The 22283-nt window shown below is 62.8% G+C and carries 24 protein-coding genes and 1 pseudogene; 19 read left to right on the forward strand and 6 right to left on the reverse strand.

Going from position 1 to position 22283, the window contains the following annotated elements; genetic code table 11:
* Window positions 1–5 precede the first annotated feature (5 nt).
* The 3 genes from AADJ04_RS04855 to AADJ04_RS04865 are packed head-to-tail and all read right to left on the reverse strand — an operon-like array spanning window position 6 to window position 4920.
* Window positions 6–629 carry a chemotaxis protein CheB gene (locus AADJ04_RS04855; protein WP_341238934.1) on the reverse strand — a complete coding sequence of 208 codons (624 nt, stop codon included), beginning with the start codon at window positions 627–629 and terminating at the stop codon, window positions 6–8.
* Window positions 626–1462 carry a CheR family methyltransferase gene (locus AADJ04_RS04860; protein WP_341238935.1) on the reverse strand — a complete coding sequence of 279 codons (837 nt, stop codon included), beginning with the start codon at window positions 1460–1462 and terminating at the stop codon, window positions 626–628. Before AADJ04_RS04860 ends, AADJ04_RS04855 begins: the two co-directional genes overlap by 4 nt.
* Window positions 1463–1470: 8 nt before the next feature.
* On the reverse strand, window positions 1471–4920 hold the full coding sequence (locus AADJ04_RS04865; protein WP_341238936.1) for a response regulator: 3450 nt from the start codon (window positions 4918–4920) through the stop codon (window positions 1471–1473).
* A 197-nt stretch (window positions 4921–5117) separates the two neighbouring features.
* On the opposite strand from AADJ04_RS04865, the gene ubiA reads away from it, so the two are divergent.
* A complete protein-coding gene (gene ubiA / locus AADJ04_RS04870; RefSeq protein ID WP_341238937.1) occupies window positions 5118–6011 on the forward strand; it encodes a 4-hydroxybenzoate octaprenyltransferase in 894 nt (297 codons plus the stop codon).
* A gap of 45 nt (window positions 6012–6056) precedes the next feature.
* On the opposite strand, the gene proC is transcribed toward ubiA, so the two are convergent.
* Genes proC through AADJ04_RS04885 form a run of 3 tightly spaced genes read right to left on the reverse strand, consistent with a single transcriptional unit; the run spans window position 6057 to window position 9230 of the window.
* On the reverse strand, window positions 6057–6893 hold the full coding sequence (gene proC, locus AADJ04_RS04875) for a pyrroline-5-carboxylate reductase (protein ID WP_341238938.1): 837 nt from the start codon (window positions 6891–6893) through the stop codon (window positions 6057–6059).
* A gap of 58 nt (window positions 6894–6951) precedes the next feature.
* Window positions 6952–8445 carry a glycerol kinase GlpK gene (gene glpK / locus AADJ04_RS04880; RefSeq protein WP_341238939.1) on the reverse strand — a complete coding sequence of 498 codons (1494 nt, stop codon included), beginning with the start codon at window positions 8443–8445 and terminating at the stop codon, window positions 6952–6954.
* 20 nt (window positions 8446–8465) lie between these two features.
* Window positions 8466–9230, reverse strand: coding sequence for a DeoR/GlpR family DNA-binding transcription regulator (locus AADJ04_RS04885; protein WP_044399311.1), 765 nt, complete (start codon window positions 9228–9230; stop codon window positions 8466–8468).
* Window positions 9231–9466: 236 nt separating this feature from the next.
* Here AADJ04_RS04885 and AADJ04_RS04890 point away from each other — a divergent pair, with 236 nt between their 5' ends.
* The 18 genes and pseudogenes from AADJ04_RS04890 to secY form a co-directional block, all read left to right on the forward strand.
* Complete coding sequence (locus tag AADJ04_RS04890; protein ID WP_341238940.1) at window positions 9467–10540, forward strand: ABC transporter ATP-binding protein; 1074 nt, start codon at window positions 9467–9469, stop codon at window positions 10538–10540.
* 3 nt (window positions 10541–10543) lie between these two features.
* Window positions 10544–11617, forward strand: coding sequence for an ABC transporter ATP-binding protein (locus tag AADJ04_RS04895; protein ID WP_341238941.1), 1074 nt, complete (start codon window positions 10544–10546; stop codon window positions 11615–11617).
* Window positions 11614–12510 carry a sugar ABC transporter permease gene (locus AADJ04_RS04900; RefSeq protein WP_341238942.1) on the forward strand — a complete coding sequence of 299 codons (897 nt, stop codon included), beginning with the start codon at window positions 11614–11616 and terminating at the stop codon, window positions 12508–12510. Before AADJ04_RS04895 ends, AADJ04_RS04900 begins: the two co-directional genes overlap by 4 nt.
* Window positions 12503–13315: a carbohydrate ABC transporter permease gene (locus tag AADJ04_RS04905; RefSeq protein WP_142083057.1), complete on the forward strand. Its 813-nt coding sequence runs from the start codon at window positions 12503–12505 to the stop codon at window positions 13313–13315. Before AADJ04_RS04900 ends, AADJ04_RS04905 begins: the two co-directional genes overlap by 8 nt.
* Before the next feature lie 157 nt (window positions 13316–13472).
* Entirely contained in the window at window positions 13473–13781 is a 309-nt protein-coding gene (locus tag AADJ04_RS04910) for a DUF2160 domain-containing protein (RefSeq protein ID WP_288481884.1), read from the forward strand.
* A 188-nt stretch (window positions 13782–13969) separates the two neighbouring features.
* Window positions 13970–15703, forward strand: a complete 1734-nt coding sequence (locus tag AADJ04_RS04915; protein WP_288481882.1) for an ABC transporter substrate-binding protein — start codon at window positions 13970–13972, stop codon at window positions 15701–15703.
* A 198-nt stretch (window positions 15704–15901) separates the two neighbouring features.
* On the forward strand, window positions 15902–17494 hold the full coding sequence (locus tag AADJ04_RS04920; RefSeq protein ID WP_341238943.1) for a glycerol-3-phosphate dehydrogenase/oxidase: 1593 nt from the start codon (window positions 15902–15904) through the stop codon (window positions 17492–17494).
* A gap of 194 nt (window positions 17495–17688) precedes the next feature.
* Entirely contained in the window at window positions 17689–18057 is a 369-nt protein-coding gene (rplN, locus tag AADJ04_RS04925) for a 50S ribosomal protein L14 (RefSeq protein WP_007861702.1), read from the forward strand.
* A gap of 9 nt (window positions 18058–18066) precedes the next feature.
* A complete protein-coding gene (rplX, locus tag AADJ04_RS04930; RefSeq protein ID WP_011793787.1) occupies window positions 18067–18387 on the forward strand; it encodes a 50S ribosomal protein L24 in 321 nt (106 codons plus the stop codon).
* A gap of 9 nt (window positions 18388–18396) precedes the next feature.
* The gene (gene rplE, locus AADJ04_RS04935; protein ID WP_341238944.1) at window positions 18397–18936 is read left to right on the forward strand and encodes a 50S ribosomal protein L5; all 540 of its coding nucleotides are present in this window, start codon (window positions 18397–18399) and stop codon (window positions 18934–18936) included.
* 8 nt (window positions 18937–18944) lie between these two features.
* A complete protein-coding gene (gene rpsN, locus AADJ04_RS04940) occupies window positions 18945–19250 on the forward strand; it encodes a 30S ribosomal protein S14 (RefSeq protein ID WP_044399267.1) in 306 nt (101 codons plus the stop codon).
* A 20-nt stretch (window positions 19251–19270) separates the two neighbouring features.
* Window positions 19271–19666, forward strand: coding sequence for a 30S ribosomal protein S8 (rpsH, locus tag AADJ04_RS04945; RefSeq protein WP_044399270.1), 396 nt, complete (start codon window positions 19271–19273; stop codon window positions 19664–19666).
* Window positions 19667–19690: 24 nt separating this feature from the next.
* A complete protein-coding gene (gene rplF / locus AADJ04_RS04950; protein WP_044399272.1) occupies window positions 19691–20224 on the forward strand; it encodes a 50S ribosomal protein L6 in 534 nt (177 codons plus the stop codon).
* 11 nt (window positions 20225–20235) lie between these two features.
* Window positions 20236–20601 (forward strand): 50S ribosomal protein L18, encoded by a 366-nt coding sequence (gene rplR / locus AADJ04_RS04955; protein ID WP_044399274.1) that lies wholly within the window; start codon window positions 20236–20238, stop codon window positions 20599–20601.
* 17 nt (window positions 20602–20618) lie between these two features.
* Window positions 20619–21137 carry a 30S ribosomal protein S5 gene (gene rpsE / locus AADJ04_RS04960; protein WP_015016014.1) on the forward strand — a complete coding sequence of 173 codons (519 nt, stop codon included), beginning with the start codon at window positions 20619–20621 and terminating at the stop codon, window positions 21135–21137.
* Between the two features lie 13 nt (window positions 21138–21150).
* On the forward strand, window positions 21151–21333 hold the full coding sequence (gene rpmD, locus AADJ04_RS04965) for a 50S ribosomal protein L30 (protein ID WP_063462383.1): 183 nt from the start codon (window positions 21151–21153) through the stop codon (window positions 21331–21333).
* Window positions 21334–21343: 10 nt separating this feature from the next.
* The gene (gene rplO / locus AADJ04_RS04970) at window positions 21344–21775 is read left to right on the forward strand and encodes a 50S ribosomal protein L15 (RefSeq protein WP_341238945.1); all 432 of its coding nucleotides are present in this window, start codon (window positions 21344–21346) and stop codon (window positions 21773–21775) included.
* Between the two features lie 24 nt (window positions 21776–21799).
* A pseudogene (gene secY, locus AADJ04_RS04975) lies at window positions 21800–22283 on the forward strand (preprotein translocase subunit SecY); the annotation flags it as partial.

The following is a 22283-nucleotide window of genomic DNA, read 5'->3' on the forward strand; positions in this document are numbered from 1 at the left end:
CCGGATCAAAGCAACTGGCGCTGGTGCAGATCCGCCAGCAGCCTTGCGATGCCTTCCGGGGGCAGGATGTGGTCCACCGCCAGGGCCGCGATGGCTGCCTGCGGTATGGTGGGCATGCTGGCACTGGCGGGGTCTTGCACGATGGTGAGGCCGCCCGCCGCCTGAATGGCCTGCAGGCCGTGCACGCCGTCTTCGTTGGCGCCCGACAGCAGAATGCCCACCAGCCGGGGGCCGTAGTGGTCTGCCGCCGATTCGAACAGCACGTCGATGGAGGGGCGCGAAAAATGCAGGGGAGGGTCCACCGACAGCCCCACATGCGGGCTCTGAGGCCCGCCGTCAACCAGCAGGTGATAGTCCGGTGGCGCAAAGCTCACCGATCCTGGCGTGATGGCGTCTTTGTCGTGCGCCTCGCGCAGCGGCAGGGCGCAGCGGGGCTGAAAAATCTCCACCAGCAGGCTGCGCCGGTCCCGGGGCAGGTGCAGCACCACGAGCACCGCCGCCTGCAGTGTGGCGGGCAGCGCAGGCAGCAGTTCCATCAGGGCGTCGATACCGCCCGCAGAGCCGCCCACCACGATGGCGGCGTAGCCGCCCGGGGGCGCTGGCCGGGGTACGCGGTCGGCGCTGTTCACAGCCCGGCCTTCTTGCGGTAGATGCGGTCCTGCGGCACGAAGTCGTCGAACGCATCGGTGTGCGCCGAAAACCGCAGCGACTCCTTGGAGCCCAGGCCCAGAAAGCCCCGGTGGCACAGCGACTCGCGGAACAGCCCCAGGGCGCGGTTCTGCAGGTCGCGCTCGAAGTAGATGAGCACATTGCGGCACGACACCAGATGGACTTCGGCGAACACGCTGTCGGTGGCCAGGCTGTGGTCGGAGAACACCATGTGTTCGCGCAGCCTCTTGTCGAACACCACACGGCCATAGGCAGCCGCGTAGTAGTCCGACAACGAGCTGCGGGCGCCGGAGCGGGCATGGTTCTCGGTGAACGCCGCCACCCGCGACACGTCGAACACGCCCGACTCGGCGGCGCGCAGCGCGTGCGGGTTGATGTCGGTGGCGTAGATCAGGGCGCGGTCCAGCAGGCCTTCTTCCTGCAGCAGGATGGCCAGCGAATACACCTCTTCCCCCGCGCTGCACCCGGCCACCCAGACCTTGAGCGAGGGGTAGGTGCGTAGCAGCGGCACCACCTCATGGCGCAGCGCCTGGAAGTAGCTGGGGTCGCGGAACATGTCGCTCACCTGCACGGTGAGGTATTCGAGCAGCGCAGGGAACACGGCGGGCTCGTGCAGAACGCGGTCCTGCAGCTGCGACAGCGTCTTGCAGTCAAACTGCACCAGCGCCGACGCCAGCCGCCGCTTGAGCGACGCCTGCGCGTAGCCCCGGAAGTCGTAGTGATAGCGGTGGTAGATGGCGTCGATCAGCAGGCGCTGTTCGATGTCGGCGGTGCGGGCCTTGCGGTGCGGCATAGAGGGGCCTACTTGGGCATCCACACCCGCACGAGGGACAGCAGCTTCTCCACGTCCAGCGGCTTGGCGATGTAGTCGTTGGCCCCGGCGGCCAGGCATTTTTCCTGGTCGTCCTTCATGGCCTTGGCGGTCAGCGCGATGATGGGCAGGCGGCGCCACTCGGGGCGGCTGCGGATCTCGCGCATCGCGGTGTAGCCGTCCATCTCCGGCATCATGATGTCCATCAGCACCAGGTCAATGGCGGGCTGGCCGCCGCTGCCGGCGCGCTCCAGCGCCTGCAGGGCCTCCAGGCCGTTGCGCGCAATCTCCACGCGGATGCCGGTGGGCTCCAGGATGCTGGAGAGCGCAAACACGTTGCGCACATCGTCTTCCACCACCAGCACGTTGCGGCCTTCCAGGGCGGTCTCGCGGTTGCGGGCCACCTGCAGCATCTGCCGGTGCTCGGCCGACAGCTCCGACTCCACCTGGTGCAGGAACAGTGTGACTTCATCCAGCAGCCGCTCGGGGGAGCGGGCGTCCTTGATGATGATGGACTTGGAGAACCGGCGCAGTTGCTGCTCCTCATCGCGCGACAGGGCGCGGCCCGTGTACACGATGACGGGCGGGAAGGAGACGCCGTCCTGCTCCGTCATTTGCTGCAGCAGTTCGTAGCCGCTCAGGTCGGGCAGATTCAGGTCCATCACCATGCAGTCGAAGGTGGAGCCGCGCAGGTGCGCCAGCGCCTCGGCTGCCGTGCCTGCGCCCACAATTTCCACATCGTCGTTGGCCAGCAGGTGGCGCACGCTCTCGCGCTGGCGCTCATCGTCTTCCACCACCAGCACGCGCCGCAGGTTCTGGGTGAACTTGGCTTCAAGCCGTTGCAGGGCATGCACCAGTTCGTCGCGTTTGACGGGCTTGAGGGCATAGCCCACGGCGCCCCGGCCCAGGGCCTCTTGCGAGTAGTCGGCCACCGAGACCACGTGCACCGGAATGTGGCGCGTGGCCGGGTTGCGCTTGAGCTGGTCGAGCACGCCCAGGCCCGAAAAGTCGGGCAGGTTCACGTCCAGCACGATGGCGCTGGGCAGGCTGTGCATTGCATAGGCCAGGCCGTCGGCCGCGTTGTGGGCCAGGTGGCAATCAAAGTCCATCTCTCGCGCCAGGTCGCTCAGGATCTGCGCAAAGCGCACGTCGTCTTCGATCACCAGGATGCTGCGCGCGCCCGCGCCCGCACGGCGCGGGGCTGCGGGGGCAACCGGGGCCGCCACGGGTGGCAATGCCGGGGCCGAAGGAATCGGTGCGACGACCGGTGCCGCCGCGCGGGCTGGAGCAGGTGTCGCCAGCGGCGCTGCGGGTTCCGCTTCCGGCGACGGTGGCACCAGCTTCTGGGGCAGCACCAGCGTGAAGACGCTGCCTTCGCCCGGTGTGCTCTGCACATGGATCGATCCGCCCAGCAGCTGCGCCAGGTCGCGCGAGATCGACAGGCCCAGGCCCGTGCCGCCGTACTTGCGGTGCGTGCTGCCATCGGCCTGGCGGAAGGCTTCGAAAATCAACTCCTGCTGGTGCGCCGGAATGCCGATGCCCGTGTCCTTCACGGCGAACGACAGGGTGTCGTCCGGGTTGCGCGACACATGCAGCGCCACCGAGCCCTTTTCGGTGAACTTGAGCGCGTTGGACAGCAGGTTCTTGAGCACCTGCCCCAGGCGCTGCGGGTCGGTGTCCAGCGTGGCCGGTGCGTCGGGTGCGACGGTGGCCGTGAGCGTCAGGCCCTTCTCTTGTGCCAGCGGGCGCAGCGGGTCGATGAGGGTTTGCAGGGCCTTGGACAGCGTCACCGTTTCCACCGACACGGTGGCCTGGCCGGCCTCGATCTTGGACAGGTCGAGGATGTCGTTGATGAGTGCCAGCAGGTCGTTGCCCGCTGCGTAGATGGTCTGCGCGTACTTCACCTGGTCGGGGCTCAGGTTGCCCGGTTTGTTGTCTGCCAACAGCTTGGCCAGGATCAGGGTGGAGTTGAGCGGCGTGCGCAGCTCGTGGCTCATGTTGGCCAGAAACTCGCTCTTGTACTGGCTGGCCAGCTCCAGCTCGCGGGCCTTGTCCGTCATGGCGCTTTGGGCGCGTAGCAGTTGCTCGCGCTGGTATTCCAGCTGCTGGGTCTGCGCCTCGAGGTGGGCGTTGGTCTGCTCCAGCTCGGTCTGCTGCACCTCCATCTGGGCCTGCGACGCTTGCAGGATGCGGCTTTGCTGCTCCAGCTCTTCGTTGCTCACGCGCAGTTCTTCTTGCTGGGTCTGCAGCTCTTCGGACTGGCGCTGGGTTTCTTCCAGCAGGGCTTCCAGGCGGTTGCGGTCGATGCCCGCGCGCACGGCCACCGCCAGCATCTGCGAAGCGCGTTCCATCAGCGTGCGCTCAGGCTCCGTCACCGGGCGTTGAAAACCGAGTTCGAGAACGGCAAAGACTTCGCCGTTCTCGATGGCGGGCGCCAGCAGCAGTTCGGTGGGCGCGGATTGCCCCGTGCTGGATGACACCATCAGGTGCCCGGCGGGCACGTCGCGCACATGCAGCATCTGGCGCGAGCGCGCCACCTGGCCCACCAGGCCTTCGCCAGGCAGCAGGCGCTGCTCCAGCCGCTCGCGCGGCAGGGCGTAGCCACCAAACAGGGTGAGCGCGCCATTGCAGTCGGCCACATAGCCCGCCCCTACGGCGGCGCGCAGGTACTGCGCCAGGTATTCGAGTGTGAGCTGGCCCAGGTCTTCCAGCCGGTGGTCGCCCTGGATGCGCTGGCTCAGCCCGTTGAGGCCGGCTGCCACCCAGGACTGCTGTGCCTTGAGGCGGTACTCCCGCGCATTGGCGGCGGCCGACAGGCAGATGAGCACCAGCAGCACGAACGAGCCGCCCCAGGAGTAGTAGGTGGACATGGCCGCTGCCTCCACCCATTGCTTGCGGTCATTCTCCAGCTGCTGGTTCAGCAGCGTGGACAGGTCCGACGCCAGATCGCGGATGCGATCCATCAGCACCCGGCCTGTATCGCTGCGGGTCACAGCCACGGCGGCGTCCTGGCCTTTCGAGCGGCGCAGTTCGATGGTTTCGGCCAGCTCGCGCAGCTTTTCGTGGTGCAGGTCGTCGATCTGCAGCACCAGGCGGCGCTGCACGGCGTTAAGGTCCGTCAGTTCCTTCAGGCGCGCCATGTTGCGCTGCATGGCGCTCAGCGACAGGTTGTAGGGCTGCAGGTAGGTGTCGTCCCCTGTCAGCAGGTAACCGCGCTGCCCGGTCTCGGCATCCTTGAGCGACGACACGAACAGGTTGAGGTGGCGCATGGTCACCGTGGTCTCGTCCATGGCTTCCACAGCGTGCGAGCGCACCTGGGCGGTGCGGAAGTTCACCAGCGCGATCAGCACGGTGGCGAGTGCGGCAATCACAAATCCCGCCAGCATCCCGCGGGGAACCGTAAAACGCGTGGCGGCCTGGGAGGTCGATGTATGGGGCATGCGTAAAGGCCCGAGGGGCGGGCGCTGCAGGGGGAAGGACGGCAGACTGTACCGGGTTTTGTGCCTGCGCAGGAGGCTGTTACTTGGCAGTGACGGCACACGCCGCCAGTTGCGGCGCTGCTGCTACATTCGGGGCGCCCGTGGTTCGCCACCCGCCGCAGCCACCGGCTGCCGAGCCTGCTCTCCATCGTTCCATCATGTCGCCGCACACTGTCTCCGCACGCAGCCGTTTTTCGCTCTATCTCGACCTTATCCGCTGGGACCGCCCCGCCGGCTGGCTGGTGTGCCTGTGGCCCACGCTCAGCGCGCTGTGGATTGCGGCCGACGGCTTTCCGGGCTGGCACCTGCTCATCGTGTTTGTGCTGGGCACCATCCTCATGCGCAGCGCGGGCTGCTGCGTGAACGACGTGGCCGACCGCGACTTTGACAAGCACGTCAAACGCACGGCGCAGCGCCCGGTCACCACCGGGCAGGTGTCCGTCAAAGAAGCACTGGGCCTGGGCGCAGTGCTGGCCCTGGTGTCGTTCGGCCTGGTGCTCACTACCAACATGGCGGCCGTCCTGTGGTCTGTGCCTGCGGTGCTGGTGGCCATTGCCTACCCGTTCACCAAGCGCATCATTGCCATGCCGCAGGCGGTGCTGGGCATTGCGTTCAACTTTGGCATTGTGATTGCCTTTGCCGCAGTGCAGGGCAGCGTGCCTGCGGTGGCGTGGTGGATGTGGCTGGGCAACCTGTTCTGGGTGCTGGCCTACGACACCGAATACGCCATGGTGGACCGCGACGATGACCTCAAGATCGGCATCAAGACCTCGGCCATCACCCTGGGGCGCTTGGATGTGGCGGGCATTTCTCTGTTCTATCTGCTGTTTCTGGGCATTTGGGCGGTAGCGCTCGTCCCCTATGCGCTAGGTGCTATTTTTTATGTCGCGATGGCCGCCGCCTTGGCGCAGGCCGTGTGCCATTTCGCGCTGATCCGCACCCGCACCCGCGAAGGCTGCTTCAAGGCCTTCCGCATCAACCACTGGCTGGGCGCCACGGTGTTTGCAGGCATTGCAGGCAGTTACCTTGCGCGGCATTTGCTCACTAATTGATAGCTGCTAGCGCTTATTGAATAAGCGCTAGAGCCAAAAAACGCTTCAAGCACCAAATTCGTTGCCCAATTCATCGGCGCGTTGGCAAGCGGCCTGCATGGCGCGCTCAAACGCGGCCCCCACGCCATCGGCTTCCATCGACTGCAGCGCGGCATAGGTCGTGCCGCCCTTGGATGTGACACGCTGGCGCAGCACGGCCGGGGGCTCGTCTGATCGGCGGGCCAGTTCCGACGCGCCCACGAAGGTGCCCACGGCCAGCTGGTGTGCCTGCTGTTCGCTTAGGCCCATGCCCACACCCGCGCGGGTCATGGCTTCGAGGAAGTAGAAAACATACGCCGGGCCAGAGCCTGAGAGGGCCGTGACGGCGTCGAGCTGCTTTTCGCTTTCCACCCACAGGAACTCGCCGGTAGACGCCATGATGGCTTCCACGCTCTGGCGTTCCGCTGCCGTGACGGCTGGGCGGGCGTACAGCGCGCTCATGCCCTTGCCCACCAGGGCGGGCGTGTTGGGCATGGTGCGCACCACGCGCTCGGAGGCCAGCCACTGGGCAATGCTGTCTGATCGGATGCCGGCCGCCACGCTCAGGTGCAGCGCGGCTTGCGTGTGCGCCTTGGCTTGCGCGGCGGCGTCCTTGAAGGTTTGGGGCTTGACGGCCCAGACCACGATGCCTGCGCGCTGCAGGGCGGGGCCCGCCTCGGCCTGCGCCTCAATGCCGTAGTGCTTGCGCAGCGCCTCACGCGCCTCGGCCCAGGGCTCCACCACTTCGATCTGGCTGGCTGGCTGGCCTTGGTGAATCAGCCCGCCAATGATGGCGCTGGCCATGTTGCCGCCGCCGATGAAGGCGATGGTGGGGAGGGATGGAGATGCGGCGGTTTGGCTCATGGGATGTGCAAGGTGGCAACAACAGGGGCCACGATGGTAGCGCCGCCGCGCTTTGAGTTCACTCTGCGGTGGTCTGCCGCACGGCGTGTTCCCAGTTCGCCATCAACTCCTGCGCGCGGCCGTTGCTGAGCGTGGGCACAAAGCGCCGGTCAGCGCGCCAGAGGTGCGAGATTTCGTCGGTGCTGGCGTACACACCGCTCGACAGACCCGCCAGATAGGCTGCGCCCAGAGCGGTGGTTTCGATCACCGCGGGCCGCACCACGGGGATGCCCAGCAGGTCGGCCTGGAACTGCATCAGCAAATCGTTCACGCAGGCGCCGCCGTCCACGCGCAGCTCGCTCACCGGGGCGCCCCCAGCGGCCACGGCGTCGCGGCTCATGGCCAGCAGCAGGGCGGCGCTTTGGTAGGCGATGCTTTCGAGTGCGGCGCGCGCAATGTGGGCAATGGTGGTGCCACGCGTCAGGCCGGTGATGGTGCCGCGTGCGTCGGGCTTCCAGTAGGGCGCGCCCAGGCCGGTGAAGGCGGGCACCATCATCACGCCGCCCGAATCAGGAACGCTTTGCGCCAGCGATTCGACTTCGCTGCTGTTGGTGATGGCGCGCAGGCCGTCGCGCAGCCACTGCACCACCGCACCGCCCACAAACACGCTGCCTTCCATGGCGAACTCGGGCTGCTGGGAGGCCTGCGCCGCGCTGGTGGTGAGCAGGCCGTTCTGGCTGGTCTGGAAGGTGCTGCCCGTGTGCATGAGCATGAAGCAGCCGGTGCCGTACGTGTTCTTGGCCATGCCGGCGGTGAAGCAGGCCTGGCCGAACAGCGCGCTTTGCTGGTCGCCCGCCACGCCGCCAATGCGGATGGAATGGCCCAGCAAGTCGGCTGCCGTGTCGCCAAAGTGGGCGGCGGATGGCAGCACCTCGGGCAGCAGCGCCTTGGGGATGCGCAGCAGCGCCAGCAGCTCGTCGTCCCACTGGTTGGTGTGCACGTTGAACAGCATGGTGCGTGCGGCATTGCTCACGTCCGTCACATGCACCTGGCCGTGGGTCAGCTTCCACATCAGCCAGCTGTCCACCGTGCCAAAGGCCAGCTCGCCGCGCTCGGCCGCGTCGCGGGCGCCGGGCACGTGGTCCAGCATCCATTGCAGCTTGGTGCCGGAGAAGTAGGCATCCACCAGCAGACCCGTCTTGGCCTGGATGGTGGCAGCATGGCCTTGTTCACGCAATTGCGCGCAGGCGGGTTCGGCGCGCCGGTCTTGCCACACGATGGCGTGGTGCACGGGCTGGCCGGTTTTGCGATTCCACAGCACCGTGGTTTCGCGCTGGTTGGTGATGCCCACGGCCCGCACGGCGTTGGCCGCTATGCCCGCCTTGGCCAGCGCGTCGCGCGCAGTGGCGAGTTGGGTGCGCCAGATTTCCAGCGGGTCGTGCTCCACCCAGCCGGGCTGGGGGTAGATCTGGGGCAATTCGAGCTGCGCCTGCGCCACGATGTGGCCGCGTTCATCGAACACGATGCTGCGGGAGCTGGAGGTGCCTTGGTCGAGTGCGAGCAGGTAGGTCATGGCGAGATGGGTACAAAGGGTCAAGCAGCGACGGTGCAGATCACTCCGGCGTCTTGCAATAAAGCGGGAAAAGGCTCAGGCGGCGGCGCGTCTGTGAACAGCCGCCCGATCTGATTGAGCGTGGCCAATTGCACCATGGCTGGCCGGTTGAATTTGCTGTGGTCGGCGGCCAGCCAGACCTCGCGGGCCTGTTCGATGATGGTTTGCGCCACCTTCACTTCGCGGTAGTCAAAGTCGCGCAGCGAGCCATCGGGCTCGATGCCCGAGATGCCGATGAGCGCGATGTCCACCTTGAACTGGCGGATGAAATCCACCGCCGCCTCGCCCACGATGCCCCGGTCGCGCGCGCGCACCACGCCGCCAGCGACGATGACCTCGCACTCGGGGTTGCTGCTCAGGATGGCGGCCACGTTCAGGTTGTTGGTGATGACGCGCAGGCCCCGGTGGTCCAGCAGCGCCTTGGCAATGGCCTCGGTGGTGGTGCCGATGTTCAGGATCAGCGAGCAGTTGTGCGGCACCTGTTCGGCCACGGCGCGGGCGATGCGGGCTTTGCCCTCGGCGTGCAGGGTTTCTCGCTGGGTGTGGGCCAGGTTCTCCACGGTGGAGCTGGGCACGCGCACGCCGCCATGAAAGCGGGTGAGCAGGCCCGATTCCGCCAGGCGCTGCACATCGCGGCGCACGGTCTGCAGGGTGACGCCCAAGGTCTCGGCGAGCTGTTCCACCGTGGCGGATTTGCGCGTGCGCACTTCTTCAAGCAGTTGGAGTTGGCGGGGATTGGTGTTCACGGTGGTGTGTTCTGCACGAGGTTTGTCACCAAATCGCAACGAATCTGAAATATTCGCTTTGGCGCGCTGATGGTGCGATGAGGACTGTAAATCGAACAAAAACGAATTGATTAAGGGTAAACCTTGATTCGGATCGAACAAAAAGGAATAAAAATGAAAAAGTTCGAAAGTTGTGGGCAAGTCGCCTTTGCGCGCTGCCCTTTCACACAGGCCTCAGGGCCGGAAGAGGATGCTTCATGCAGCTGGCGTTGGACAGCATCAGCAAGAAAGTCGGGGCGCAAACCTGGCTCTATGACATGAGCCTGGCGCTCCAAGGCAATGCCGTGACGGTGTTGCTGGGCGCGACCCAGGCGGGCAAGACGAGCCTGATGCGCATCATGGCGGGGCTGGATGTGCCCACCCACGGGCGCGTGCTGGTGGATGGCAAGGACGTGACGGGCACCCCCGTGCGCGACCGCAATGTGGCCATGGTGTACCAGCAGTTCATCAATTACCCCTCGATGAAGGTGTTTGACAACATCGCCTCGCCGCTGAGGCTGCGCGGCGAGAAGAATATCGACGCCCGCGTGCGCGAGCTGGCCAGCCGCCTGCACATCGAGATGTTTCTGGACCGCCTGCCCGCCGAGCTGTCGGGCGGCCAGCAGCAGCGCGTGGCATTGGCCCGTGCGCTGGCCAAGGGCGCGCCGCTGATGCTGCTGGACGAACCCCTGGTGAACCTGGACTACAAGCTGCGCGAGGAACTGCGCGAGGAGCTGACCCAGCTGTTTGCCGCCGGGCAATCCACCGTGGTTTACGCCACCACCGAGCCGGGCGAGGCCCTGCTCCTGGGCGGCTACACCGCTGTGATGCACGAAGGCCGCCTGCTGCAATACGGCCCCACGGCCGAGGTGTTCCACGCGCCCAATTCACTGAGCGTGGCGCGTGCCTTCAGCGACCCGCCGATGAACCTGATGACCGCCACCCGCCAGGACGGTGGTGTGCGGCTGAGCGACGGCACGGTGCTGCCACTGCCTTTGCCCCCCGCGGCCAGCGCCTCGCTCACCGTGGGCGTGCGCGCCAGTGCGCTGCGCGTGCAGGCCCGCCCGGGCGATGTGGAAGTGCAGGGCGTGGTGGAACTGGCCGAGATTTCGGGCTCTGACACCTTTGTGCACGTAGACACGCCCTGGGGCGAGCTGGTGGCCCAGCTCACCGGGGTGCATTACTTTGAACTGGGCGCACAGGTTCGCCTGCACCTGAACCCGGCCCAGGCCTATGTGTTCGGTGCGGACGAGGCTCTGGTGCTGGCCCCCCAGCGCGCGGGAGGGCGCTGAACCATGGCACATATCCAGCTGGATCTGGCCCATTCCTACCGGCCTAACCCGCAGCAGGACAGCGACTACGCGCTGCTGCCGCTCAAGATGGACTTTGAAGACGGTGGTGCCTACGCGCTGCTCGGCCCCTCGGGCTGCGGCAAGACCACCATGCTCAACATCATGTCGGGCCTGCTGGTGCCTTCGCACGGCAAGGTGCTGTTCGATGGCCGCGATGTGACGCGCGCCACGCCGCAGGACCGCAACATTGCCCAGGTGTTCCAGTTCCCGGTCATCTACGACACCATGACGGTGGCCGAGAACCTGGCCTTCCCGCTGAAGAACCGCAAGGTGCCCGAGGCGCAGATCAAGCAGCGCGTGGGCCAGATTGCCGAAATGCTGGAGATGAGCCACCAGCTCGACATGCGTGCGGCGGGCCTGTCGGCCGACCAGAAGCAGAAGATTTCGCTGGGCCGTGGCCTGGTGCGCTCGGACGTGGCGGCGGTGCTGTTCGACGAGCCACTCACCGTGATCGACCCGCACCTCAAGTGGCAATTGCGTCGCAAGCTCAAGCAGATCCACCACGAGCTCAAGCTCACGCTGATCTACGTGACGCACGACCAGGTGGAGGCGCTGACCTTTGCCGACAAGGTGGTGGTGATGAGCCGTGGCCGTGTGATGCAGCTGGGCACGCCCGATGCGCTGTTTGAAAAGCCCGCGCACACCTTTGTGGGCCACTTCATTGGCTCGCCCGGCATGAACTTCCTGCCCGCCTTGGTGGATGGCGCCACGCTGCAGGTGGCTGGTCAGCGCATGGCATTGCCCGCCCGCAGCCTGCCCGCAGGCGCTTTGCAGGTGGGTGTGCGGCCTGAATACCTGGCGCTCTCTGCCCCGCAAGCCGCAGGCGCACTGCAGTGCCGCGTGGCACAGGTGCAGGACATTGGCACCTACCAGATGCTCACCGCCCAGGTGGGCGATCACACCATCAAGGCCCGCGTGGCCCCCGAAGTGACGTTGCCCGCGGTGGGCGACAGCATCTGGCTGCAGGCGCTGGGTGAGCACACCTGCTTCTATCAAAACGAGGAGTTGTTGGCATGAGTACAACGACCAAACCCGTCAACCAGAAAGCCTGGTTCCTGATCCTGCCCGTCATCCTCTGCGTGGCCTTCTCGGCCATCCTGCCGCTGATGACGGTGGTGAACTATTCGGTGCAGGACATCATCAGCCCTGAGCGCCGCGTGTTTGTGGGCACCGAGTGGTTCGTGCAGATCATGCGCGACGAGGAGCTGCACGCTGCGCTCTTGCGGCAGATCACCTTCTCGCTGGCGGTGCTGGCGGTGGAGATTCCGCTGGGCATTCTGCTGGCGCTGTCCATGCCCGCGCAGGGCTGGAAGTCGTCTGCTGTGCTGGTGGTGGTGGCGCTGTCGCTGCTGATTCCGTGGAACGTGGTGGGCACCATCTGGCAGATTTATGGCCGTGCCGACATTGGCCTGATGGGCCGCCTGCTGCAGGAGATGGGCATTGACTACAGCTACACCGGCAACGCCACGCAGGCGTGGCTCACGGTGCTGCTGATGGACGTGTGGCACTGGACGCCGCTGGTGGCGCTGCTGGCGTTTGCCGGGTTGCGGTCCATTCCGGATGCGTACTACCAGGCTGCGCGCATTGATGGTGCCAGCAAGTTGGCGGTGTTCCGCTACATCCAGCTGCCCAAGATGCGCGGCGTGCTGATGATTGCGGTGCTGCTGCGCTTCATGGACAGCTTCATGATCTACACCGAACCCTTTGTGCTGACGGGTGGCGGGCCGGGCAATGCGACCACATTCCTCAGCCAATACCTCACGACCAAGGCCGTGGGCCAGTTTGACCTGGGGCCTGCTGCAGCGTTCTCGCTGATTTATTTCTTCATCATCCTGCTGCTGTGCTTCATCCTCTACAACTGGATGCAGCGCGTGGGCACCGTCAGCGACGAAGGGGCTGGCCATGCATGAAAAACGCTTCCAGAAGCGGACGTTGTTCCTCTTCGCGTACCTGCTGTTTGCCGTGTTGCCCATCTACTGGATGGTGAACATGAGCTTCAAGACGAACGAGGAGATCCTGTCGACCTTCACGTTCTTCCCGCAGCACTTCACCTGGGCCAACTACAAGACCATCTTCACTGATGAGAGCTGGTACTCGGGCTACATCAACAGCCTGATTTACGTGAGCATCAACATGGTGATCACGCTCACCGTGGCCCTGCCCGCAGCCTATGCGTTTTCGCGCTACAGCTTCCTGGGCGACAAGCATGTGTTCTTCTGGCTGCTCACAAACCGCATGACGCCGCCTGCCGTGTTTTTGCTGCCGTTCTTCCAGCTCTACACCACCGTGGGGCTCATGGACACGCACATCGCCGTGGCACTGGCGCACTTGCTGTTCAGCGTGCCGCTGGCGGTGTGGATTCTGGAAGGCTTCATGAGTGGCATCCCGCGCGAAATTGATGAGACGGCGTACATCGACGGCTACAGCTTTCCGCGCTTCTTCCTCACCATCTTCCTGCCGCTCATCAAGGCGGGTGTGGGGGTGGCGGCGTTCTTCTGCTTCATGTTCAGCTGGGTGGAGTTGCTGCTGGCCCGCACGCTGACCAGCGTGAACGCCAAGCCCATCGTCGCCACGATGACGCGCACGGTGAGCGCCAGCGGCATGGACTGGGCGACGCTGGCCGCCGCCGGGGTGCTGACCATCGTGCCGGGTGCGATCGTGATCTGGTTTGTGCGCCACTACATCGCCAAGGGCTTCGCCATGGGCAGAGTGTGATGCACCCCCTGAGTCGCCTGCGGCGCCTTCCCCCTCCAGGGGGACGACGCCCTCGCTGCGGGGCGGCCCTTGCTCGGCGTCCCTGGCTTTGGGGCGCGCCGGTGGGAACGTGCTTTGGCGGTATCTGACGCCACGCTAACGGAAAGGAATGCTTCAAATGTTTGACTGGATGGCCTGGACCACGCCCGTGGCCGTGTTCTTCACCTGCATCGTGCTCATGCTCATCGGCATGACGGTGTGGGAAATCAAGTCGCCCACCACCGTGCGCAAGGGCTTTTTGCCCATTGCCACCACACGGGGGGACCGCCTTTTCATCGGCCTGTTGTCGGCCGCTTATGTGAACCTGATTTTTGTGGGCCTGAGTGGCCGCATGGCGCAATGGCTCAGCCTGGAGAACGAGCCTTCGGTGTGGATCAGCTTCGTCTTGTCGATGGCGTTGCTGGGGCTGATTCTGCGCAAGGGTTGACGGATTTTGCTATTGAAATGAGAGCTGGCAGCGCTTTTTAATCAAAGGTTTAAGCACTAAAAGAGTTTGAAACCCTTTGAAATCAAGCGCAAGCAGCTATCGTTTTTGACGGTGTGCCAAGCGCCGGCCTGATTCCCCCCGGGGCCGGTGTTGTTCTACCCAAGGGGGTTCCATCTGAGGAGACAGCAATGAAGGTGCAGTTCAAGGCGATTGCGTTCGCCGCCGCGACCCTGGTTTTGGGTCACGCCGCCTGGGCCGGCGAGGCAGAGGCCAAGAAGTGGATCGACAGTGAGTTTCAGCCATCCACGCTGAGCAAAGACCAGCAGATGGCCGAGATGAAGTGGTTCATCGAAGCCGCCAAGAAGCTGCAGGCCAAGGGCGTGAAGGAAATCTCGGTCGTCTCCGAGACCATCACCACCCACGAATACGAAGCCAAGACCCTGGCCAAGGCGTTCACTGAAATCACGGGCATCACCGTCAAACACGACCTCATCCAGGAAGGCGACGTGGTCGAGAAGCTGCAGACCTCCATGCAGTCCGGCAAGTCCATCTATGACGGCTGGATTTCCGACTCCGACCTGATCGGCACCCACTACCGCTACGGCAAGATCCTGAACCTGACCGACTACATGAGCGGCGCGGGCAAGGAATGGACCAACCCCGGTATCGACATCAAGGACTACATCGGCACCAAGTTCACCACCGGACCTGATGGAAAGATGTACCAGTTGCCCGACCAGCAGTTTGCCAACCTGTACTGGTTCCGCGCCGACCTGTTTGAGCGCAAGGACCTGAAGGACAAGTTCAAGGCCAAGTATGGCTACGACCTGGGTGTGCCGCTGAACTGGTCTGCCTACGAAGACATTGCCGAGTTCTTCACCAACGACGTCAAGCAGATCGACGGCAAGGCCATTTACGGTCACATGGACTACGGCAAGAAGGACCCATCGCTGGGCTGGCGCTTCACCGATGCATGGCTGTCCATGGCTGGTTCCGCCGACATCGGCACGCCCAACGGTCTGCCCATCGATGAGTGGGGTATCCGCGTGGCTGACGACAAGTGCACGCCCGTGGGCGCCAGCGTGGCCCGTGGCGGTGCGACCAACTCGCCCGCCGCCGTCTACGCGCTCACCAAGTACGTGGACTGGATGAAGAAGTACGCGCCCAAGGAAGCCATGGGCATGACCTTCGGCGAAGCCGGCCCCGTGCCCGCGCAAGGCCAGATCGCCCAGCAAATCTTCTGGTACACCGCCTTCACGGCCGATATGACCAAGCCTGGCCTGCCCGTGGTGAACGCCGACGGTACCCCCAAGTGGCGCATGGCCCCCGGCCCCAACGGCCCTTACTGGAAGCAAGGCATGCAAAACGGCTACCAGGACGTGGGCAGCTGGACCTTCTTCAAGGACCACGACGCCAACAAGACGGCTGCCGCCTGGCTCTATGCCCAGTTCGTGACCGCCAAAACCACTTCTCTGAAGAAGACCCTGGTGGGCCTGACACCGATCCGCGAATCGGACATCCAGAGCAAGGCCATGACCGACGCAGCCCCCAAGCTGGGTGGTCTGGTCGAGTTCTACCGCAGCCCCGCCCGCGTGGCATGGTCGCCCACCGGTACCAACGTGCCTGACTACCCCAAGCTGGCCCAGCTGTGGTGGAAGAACGTGGCCCAGGCCGTGACGGGTGAAAAGACCCCGCAAGGCGCCATGGACACGCTGGCTGACGAAATGGACCAGGTGATGGCCCGTCTGGAACGCGCTGGCATGGCCAAGTGCGCGCCCAAGCTGAACAAGAAGGAAGACCCCAACAAGTGGCTGAGCGACAAGCAAGCCCCTTGGAAGAAGCTGGCCAACGAAAAGCCAAAGGGTGAAACCATCGCGTACCAAACCCTGCTGGACGCCTGGAAGGCGGGCAAGGTGCGCTAATCAGCGCTGGTCTGACGGGTTCCACGGCCCGTCAGACCCATTCCCGGGGTGGGCAGTGTTTTCCTGGTGCCCCGCAGGAGGCTCTGGCTTCAGGCCCCCTGCCGATCCAGAAGATCGGCAGCTGGTGGCCATGCAACAAGGTCAAAAATTAAGGGTAAACCCTTACTTAATGCCCTATCCCATGGACAATCGGATCCCATGACCAACGTTTCTGCACCCCTCTCCACCCAGCGCTCCGATTTGTTGGACCGCCTGGCCCAGCCGCATGTCTACGATCTGGCCGTGATCGGCGGCGGAGCAACCGGCCTGGGTGTGGCGCTGGATGCTGCCGCGCGAGGGTTCAGCGTGGTGCTGGTGGATTCACATGATTTCGCCAAGGGAACGTCGTCGCGCGCCACCAAACTGGTGCACGGAGGCGTTCGCTATCTGGCACAAGGCAACATCTCCCTGGTGCGCGAGGCACTGCACGAGCGAACCACGCTGTTGAGCAACGCGCCCCACCTGGCGCAACCCCTGGCGTTCGTGATGCCTTCCTATCGCTTTTGGGAGACACCGTTTTATGGCATCGGCCTCACGATGTATGACGCGCTTGCAGGCAAGGCCGGCCTGGGGTCCACCCAATTCCTGGGGCGTGAACGCACCCTCCAGTGCCTGCCCACCGCCCGGCAGGATGGCCTCAAGGGCGGAGTGAAGTACTGGGACGGCCAGTTCGATGACGCCCGCCTGGCTTTGGCTCTGGCCCGCACTGCGGCAGCCCGGGGCGCTCTGCTGGTCAATTACTGCCCCGCCAAGAAGCTGGTGCATGAAGGTGGGCGCGTGACTGGTTTTGAGTGTGAAGACGCTGAAACCGGCCGCTCTTTCACCGTGCGGGCCCGCTGCGTGGTGAATGCCACTGGCGTGTGGGTGGATGGGCTGCGCCAAATGGATGGGGAAGCCATCGGCAAGCCCGTCAAACCCATGGTTGCCCCAAGCCAGGGTGTGCACATCGTGGTGGATCGGGAATTTTTGCCATCCGACCACGCGCTGATGGTGCCCAAGACGGCCGACGGGCGGGTGCTGTTTGCCGTGCCTTGGCTGGGCAAAGTCATTCTGGGCACCACCGACAGCCCGCGCCAGGACGTGGTGCGCGAGCCGCTCCCATTCAAGGAAGAAGTAGCCTTCATCCTGAACGAATCTGCACGTTATCTATCGCGCGCGCCCAAGCAGGAAGACATTCGCAGCATCTGGGTGGGCCTACGTCCCTTGGTCAAACCGCAGGATGATGATGGTGGCAACACCAAGAGCATCAGCCGCGAACACACCGTGCTGGCCAGCCGCAGTGGCCTGGTCACCGTGACGGGCGGCAAATGGACCACCTACCGCGCCATGGCGGAAGACGTGCTGCAAAAGTGCTTCGACACGGGGGTGCTGCCTCCCAAGGCGGCTGGCATTACCAATCAGCTTCCGCTGGTCGGATCACCTTTAGGTGCAGTTCAGCACAGCATCAGCGACGCCCCTGGCATCCATCTCTATGGCGCAGAAGCCGCCGCAGTGGCGGCTTTGCCAGGTAGCGCCAAGGAGTTGGGTGGGGGCTTGACGGAAGCCATGGTGCGCTTTGCCGCGCGGTTTGAATACGCACGAACGGTGGAGGATGTGCTCGCACGCCGTTCTCGCCTGCTATTCCTCGATGCGCGCAAAGCCATCGACATGGCCCCTGCGGTCGCAGGCATCCTCCAGGAAGAGTTGGGCATCGACCCCCAGCTGCCCGCCTTCTTGGCATTGGCGCAACAATATTTGCGCCCAGAAATGTGATAAGCGCTTGACTTGGCGCTTGCGCTTTGCAATAATCGTGGGCTTCGCGTTCAAAGCGCGGAGTTTCTGCCCAGCGGGAAGTGCTGCAAATGGTTTGCAGTGCGGACGACGGGCCCAAGACTGACTGGCTGATTTGCGGCCCTTGAGAAGTTCTCTGGGGCTGTTGTCTTCTGGTGCAAGTTGGGAATATTGAAATGATCCAAACAGAATCTCGGTTAGAGGTTGCCGACAATACCGGCGCTAAGTCCGTCCTTTGCATTAAGGTGCTGGGTGGCTCTAAGCGTCGCTATGCAAGCGTTGGCGACATCATCAAGGTGAGCATCAAAGAAGCCGCTCCACGTGGCCGCGTCAAAAAAGGCGAGGTTTACAGTGCGGTGGTGGTTCGCACGGCGAAGGGTATTCGTCGCGGCGACGGTTCGCTCGTCAAATTCGACGGCAACGCTGCAGTGTTGCTGAATGCAAAGTTGGAGCCTATCGGCACCCGCATCTTTGGACCCGTGACGCGCGAGCTGCGTACCGAAAAGTTCATGAAGATCGTGTCCCTGGCTCCTGAAGTTCTCTAAGGACGCGCTATGAACAAGATTCGCAAAGGCGACGAAGTCATCGTGCTGACGGGGCGCGACAAGGGCAAGCGCGGCACAGTGTCGTTGCGCAAGGATGATTCTTATCTGGTCATCGATGGCATCAACCTGGTCAAGAAGCACGTCAAGCCAAACCCTATGAAGGGCACAACTGGCGGCATCGTTGAAAAGGCTATGCCAATCCATCAGTCCAACGTGGCCATCTTCAATGCGGCTACAGGCAAGGCTGATCGCGTAGGCATCAAGGTGCAGGCTGACGGTTCGCGCGTTCGCGTGTTCAAGTCCAGCGGCGCTGAAATCAAGGCGGCCTAAGGGGTAAACATGGCACGACTGCAAGACATTTACCGCGACAAAGTCGCTCCCGAGCTGACCAAGCAGTTCGGTTACACCTCGCCCATGCAAGTCCCACGTCTGACCAAGATCACCCTGAACATGGGTGTGAGCGAAGCCGTTTCGGACAAGAAGGTGATGGACAACGCCGTGGCTGACCTGACCAAGATTGCTGGTCAAAAGCCTGTGGTGACCAAGGCCAAGAAGGCTATCGCTGGTTTCAAGATCCGCGAAGGCCAAGCTATCGGCTGCATGGTGACCCTGCGTGGCGTTCGGATGTATGAATTCCTGGATCGTTTCGTGACCGTGGCTCTGCCCCGCGTCCGTGACTTCCGTGGTATCTCCGGCCGCGCTTTCGACGGTCGTGGCAACTACAACATCGGTGTCAAGGAACAGATCATTTTCCCTGAAATCGAGTATGACAAGGTTGACGCTCTGCGCGGCCTGAACATCAGCATCACCACAACGGCCAAGACCGACGAAGAAGCCAAAGCGCTTCTGGCAGGTTTCCGTTTCCCGTTCAAGAACTGAGGCGAAGCATGGCTAAAGTAGCTTTGATCCAGCGCGAACTGAAGCGCGAAAAACTGGCCGCCAAGTACGCAACCAAGTATGCGGAACTGAAGGCGATTGCTGGCGATGCCAAGCGCAGCGACGAAGAGCGTGAAGCAGCCCGCCTGGGCTTGCAAAAGCTCCCTCGCAACGCCAACCCAACGCGTCAGCGCAACCGTTGCGAAATCACCGGTCGTCCACGCGGTACGTTCCGTCAATTCGGTCTGGCCCGCGCCAAGATCCGTGAACTGGCTTTCAATGGCGACATCCCCGGTGTCACCAAGGCCAGCTGGTAAGCAGGCAGGAGAGATTAAACATGAGCATGAGTGATCCCATCGCTGACTTGCTGACCCGCATCCGTAACGCACAGATGGTGTCCAAAGCAACGGTTCAGGTACCTTCCTCCAAAGTGAAGGTTGCCATCGCCCAAGTGCTGAAGGACGAGGGTTATATCGACGGCTTCCAGGTGAAAACTGAAGCTGGCAAGTCCGAACTTGAAATCGCCCTGAAGTACTACGCAGGCCGTCCAGTGATTGAGCGCATCGAGCGCGTCAGCCGCCCTGGTCTGCGTGTCTACAAAGGCCGTGATTCCATTCCACAAGTCATGAACGGTCTGGGTGTGGCAATTGTCACGACTCCCAAGGGCGTGATGACTGATCGCAAAGCGCGTGCTACCGGTGTCGGTGGCGAAGTGCTGTGCTACGTGGCCTAACCGCGGCATTGAGGAGTAACTGAAATGTCCCGAGTAGGAAAAATGCCCGTGACCATCCCCGCTGGCGTGGATGTGTCGATCAAAGACGACCAGATCTCTGTGAAGGGTTCTGGTGGTACCTTGTCTCTGGCACAAAACGTGCTGGTCAAGGTGTCTAGCAATGATGGCAAGCTGAGCTTCGAGCCCGTGAATGACTCGCGTGAAGCCAACGCCATGAGCGGAACCCTGCGTCAACTGGTCAACAACATGGTTGTTGGCGTGAGCAAAGGCTTTGAGAAAAAGCTGAGCTTGGTTGGTGTGGGTTACAAGGCTGCAGCATCAGGTTCCAAGCTGAACCTGGCTGTTGGTTATTCGCATCCCGTCAACTTTGAAATGCCTGCTGGCATCACCGTTGCCACCCCAACGCCCACTGAAGTGGTTGTGAAGGGTGCTGACCGTCAGCGCGTAGGTCAAATTGCTGCTGAGATCCGTGCTGTTCGTCCTCCCGAGCCCTATAAGGGTAAGGGTATCCGCTATGCGGACGAAAAGATCACGATCAAAGAGACCAAGAAGAAATAAGGAGCTGCAACATGTTGACAAAGAAAGAGCAGCGTCTTCGTCGTGCCCGTCAAACCCGCATTCGCATTGCTCAGCAAGGCGTGGCCCGTTTGACTGTGAATCGTACGAACCTCCACATTTACGCCAGCGTGATCTCTGGCGATGGCAGCAAGGTGTTGGCAAGTGCCTCCACGGCAGAAGCCGACGTGCGCCAGTCGCTCGGCGGCTCGGGCAAGGGTGGCAATGCCGCTGCAGCCCAGCTGATCGGCAAGCGCATCGCTGAAAAGGCGAAGGCAGCAGGCGTCGAGAAGGTTGCATTTGATCGTGCAGGTTTCGCTTACCACGGTCGCGTCAAGGCTTTGGCCGATGCAGCCCGCGAAGCTGGTCTGCAGTTCTAAGCGGAGCGGAATAAAAAATGGCTAAATTTCAACCCAAAGTGCAAGACGAAGGTCGTGACGACGGTCTGCGCGAAAAAATGATCGCGGTCAACCGCGTGACCAAAGTCGTGAAGGGCGGCCGTATTCTCGGTTTTGCTGCACTGACTGTGGTTGGCGACGGTGATGGCCGCGTCGGCATGGGCAAGGGCAAATCCAAGGAAGTGCCTGCTGCCGTGCAGAAGGCGATGGAAGAAGCTCGCCGCAACATGGTCAAGGTTTCGCTGAAGAACGGCACCATCTATCACAACGTCACGGGCCACCATGGCGCCGCTGTCGTGATGATGGCGCCCGCTCCAAAGGGTACCGGCATCATTGCTGGTGGTCCTATGCGCGCAGTCTTTGAAGTGTTGGGCGTGACGGATATCGTGGCCAAGAGCCATGGTTCCTCCAATCCTTACAACATGGTTCGCGCAACGTTTGACGCCCTTGTCAATTCGACGACTCCGTCGAACGTGGCAGCCAAGCGTGGCAAGACAGTCGAAGACATCTTCGCCTGAACCGGAGTCTGAAATGACAACGCAACAAACCGTCAAGATTCAACTGGTGCGCAGCCCGATTGGCACCAAAGAGTCGCACCGCGCCACCGTCCGTGGTCTGGGTCTGCGCAAGCTGAACAGTGTCAGCGAACTGCAAGACACGCCCGAAGTGCGCGGCATGATTAACAAGATCAGCTATCTGGTCAAAATCGTCTGAGAGATCGATCATGGAACTCAATAGCATCAAGCCCGCAGACGGCGCCAAGCATGCCAAGCGCCGCGTAGGCCGTGGCATTGGCTCCGGTCTGGGTAAGACCGCTGGCCGTGGTCACAAGGGTCAAAAGTCGCGTTCCGGCGGCTATCACAAGGTGGGCTTCGAAGGCGGTCAGATGCCTTTGCAGCGTCGCCTGCCAAAGCGCGGTTTCAAGTCGCAGTCTCTGAAGTTCAACGCAGAAGTCACTTTGTCTGCTCTGGAACAACTCGGCCTGCCTGAAGTCGACGTGTTGGCTCTGAAGCAAGCAGGTTTGATTGGTGAGCTGGCCAAGGTGGTCAAGGTCATCAAGACCGGCTCTCTGACCAAGGCCGTCAAGCTGACTGGCATCGGTGCAACGGCAGGTGCCAAGGCAGCTATCGAAGCTGCTGGCGGCTCCCTCTCCTGATAGCACTCCCCAAGGAAGGCATCTGTGGCAACTAGCGCAGCTCAAATTGCAAAGACCGGCAAGTTCGGCGACTTGCGTCGTCGGCTGGTTTTTCTGTTGCTTGCGCTGGTCGTGTATCGCATCGGGGCTCATATCCCTGTGCCAGGCATCGATCCAGCCCAACTTCAGCAGTTGTTCAGTGGACAACAGGGCGGCATCCTGAACTTGTTCAACATGTTCTCGGGTGGCGCTTTGTCTCGCTTCACGGTTTTTGCACTGGGGATCATGCCGTACATCTCGGCATCGATCATTTTGCAGTTGATGACTTACGTCATTCCGACCTTTGAGCAATTGAAGAAGGAAGGCGAGGCCGGCCGCAGAAAGATTACCCAGTACACACGTGCTGGTACTTTGGGTCTGGCGCTTTTCCAGTCGTTCGGCATTGCTGTTGCGCTGGAAAGCTCTGCAGGTCTGGTGCTGAGTCCTGGTTTTGGTTTCCGTCTTACGGCGGTGGTGAGTCTGACTGCTG

Origin of the sequence: uncultured Acidovorax sp., assembly GCF_964021665.1 — a bacterium.
GTDB classification, from domain to species: Bacteria; Pseudomonadota; Gammaproteobacteria; order Burkholderiales; family Burkholderiaceae_C; genus Acidovorax; species Acidovorax temperans.

What these genes read in the sequence shown, in the direction of transcription:
- AADJ04_RS04860 (WP_341238935.1), bottom strand. Translation starts at nt 1,462, where the DNA reads ATGCCGCACCGCAAGGCCCGCACCGCCGACATCGAACAGCGCCTGCTG.
- AADJ04_RS04865 (WP_341238936.1), bottom strand. Translation starts at nt 4,920, where the DNA reads ATGCCCCATACATCGACCTCCCAGGCCGCCACGCGTTTTACGGTTCCC.
- ubiA (WP_341238937.1), top strand. Translation starts at nt 5,118, where the DNA reads ATGTCGCCGCACACTGTCTCCGCACGCAGCCGTTTTTCGCTCTATCTC.
- proC (WP_341238938.1), bottom strand. Translation starts at nt 6,893, where the DNA reads ATGAGCCAAACCGCCGCATCTCCATCCCTCCCCACCATCGCCTTCATC.
- glpK (WP_341238939.1), bottom strand. Translation starts at nt 8,445, where the DNA reads ATGACCTACCTGCTCGCACTCGACCAAGGCACCTCCAGCTCCCGCAGC.
- AADJ04_RS04890 (WP_341238940.1), top strand. Translation starts at nt 9,467, where the DNA reads ATGCAGCTGGCGTTGGACAGCATCAGCAAGAAAGTCGGGGCGCAAACC.
- AADJ04_RS04895 (WP_341238941.1), top strand. Translation starts at nt 10,544, where the DNA reads ATGGCACATATCCAGCTGGATCTGGCCCATTCCTACCGGCCTAACCCG.
- AADJ04_RS04900 (WP_341238942.1), top strand. Translation starts at nt 11,614, where the DNA reads ATGAGTACAACGACCAAACCCGTCAACCAGAAAGCCTGGTTCCTGATC.
- AADJ04_RS04905 (WP_142083057.1), top strand. Translation starts at nt 12,503, where the DNA reads ATGCATGAAAAACGCTTCCAGAAGCGGACGTTGTTCCTCTTCGCGTAC.
- AADJ04_RS04910 (WP_288481884.1), top strand. Translation starts at nt 13,473, where the DNA reads ATGTTTGACTGGATGGCCTGGACCACGCCCGTGGCCGTGTTCTTCACC.
- AADJ04_RS04915 (WP_288481882.1), top strand. Translation starts at nt 13,970, where the DNA reads ATGAAGGTGCAGTTCAAGGCGATTGCGTTCGCCGCCGCGACCCTGGTT.
- AADJ04_RS04920 (WP_341238943.1), top strand. Translation starts at nt 15,902, where the DNA reads ATGACCAACGTTTCTGCACCCCTCTCCACCCAGCGCTCCGATTTGTTG.
- rplN (WP_007861702.1), top strand. Translation starts at nt 17,689, where the DNA reads ATGATCCAAACAGAATCTCGGTTAGAGGTTGCCGACAATACCGGCGCT.
- rplX (WP_011793787.1), top strand. Translation starts at nt 18,067, where the DNA reads ATGAACAAGATTCGCAAAGGCGACGAAGTCATCGTGCTGACGGGGCGC.
- rplE (WP_341238944.1), top strand. Translation starts at nt 18,397, where the DNA reads ATGGCACGACTGCAAGACATTTACCGCGACAAAGTCGCTCCCGAGCTG.
- rpsN (WP_044399267.1), top strand. Translation starts at nt 18,945, where the DNA reads ATGGCTAAAGTAGCTTTGATCCAGCGCGAACTGAAGCGCGAAAAACTG.
- rpsH (WP_044399270.1), top strand. Translation starts at nt 19,271, where the DNA reads ATGAGCATGAGTGATCCCATCGCTGACTTGCTGACCCGCATCCGTAAC.
- rplF (WP_044399272.1), top strand. Translation starts at nt 19,691, where the DNA reads ATGTCCCGAGTAGGAAAAATGCCCGTGACCATCCCCGCTGGCGTGGAT.
- rplR (WP_044399274.1), top strand. Translation starts at nt 20,236, where the DNA reads ATGTTGACAAAGAAAGAGCAGCGTCTTCGTCGTGCCCGTCAAACCCGC.
- rpsE (WP_015016014.1), top strand. Translation starts at nt 20,619, where the DNA reads ATGGCTAAATTTCAACCCAAAGTGCAAGACGAAGGTCGTGACGACGGT.
- rpmD (WP_063462383.1), top strand. Translation starts at nt 21,151, where the DNA reads ATGACAACGCAACAAACCGTCAAGATTCAACTGGTGCGCAGCCCGATT.
- rplO (WP_341238945.1), top strand. Translation starts at nt 21,344, where the DNA reads ATGGAACTCAATAGCATCAAGCCCGCAGACGGCGCCAAGCATGCCAAG.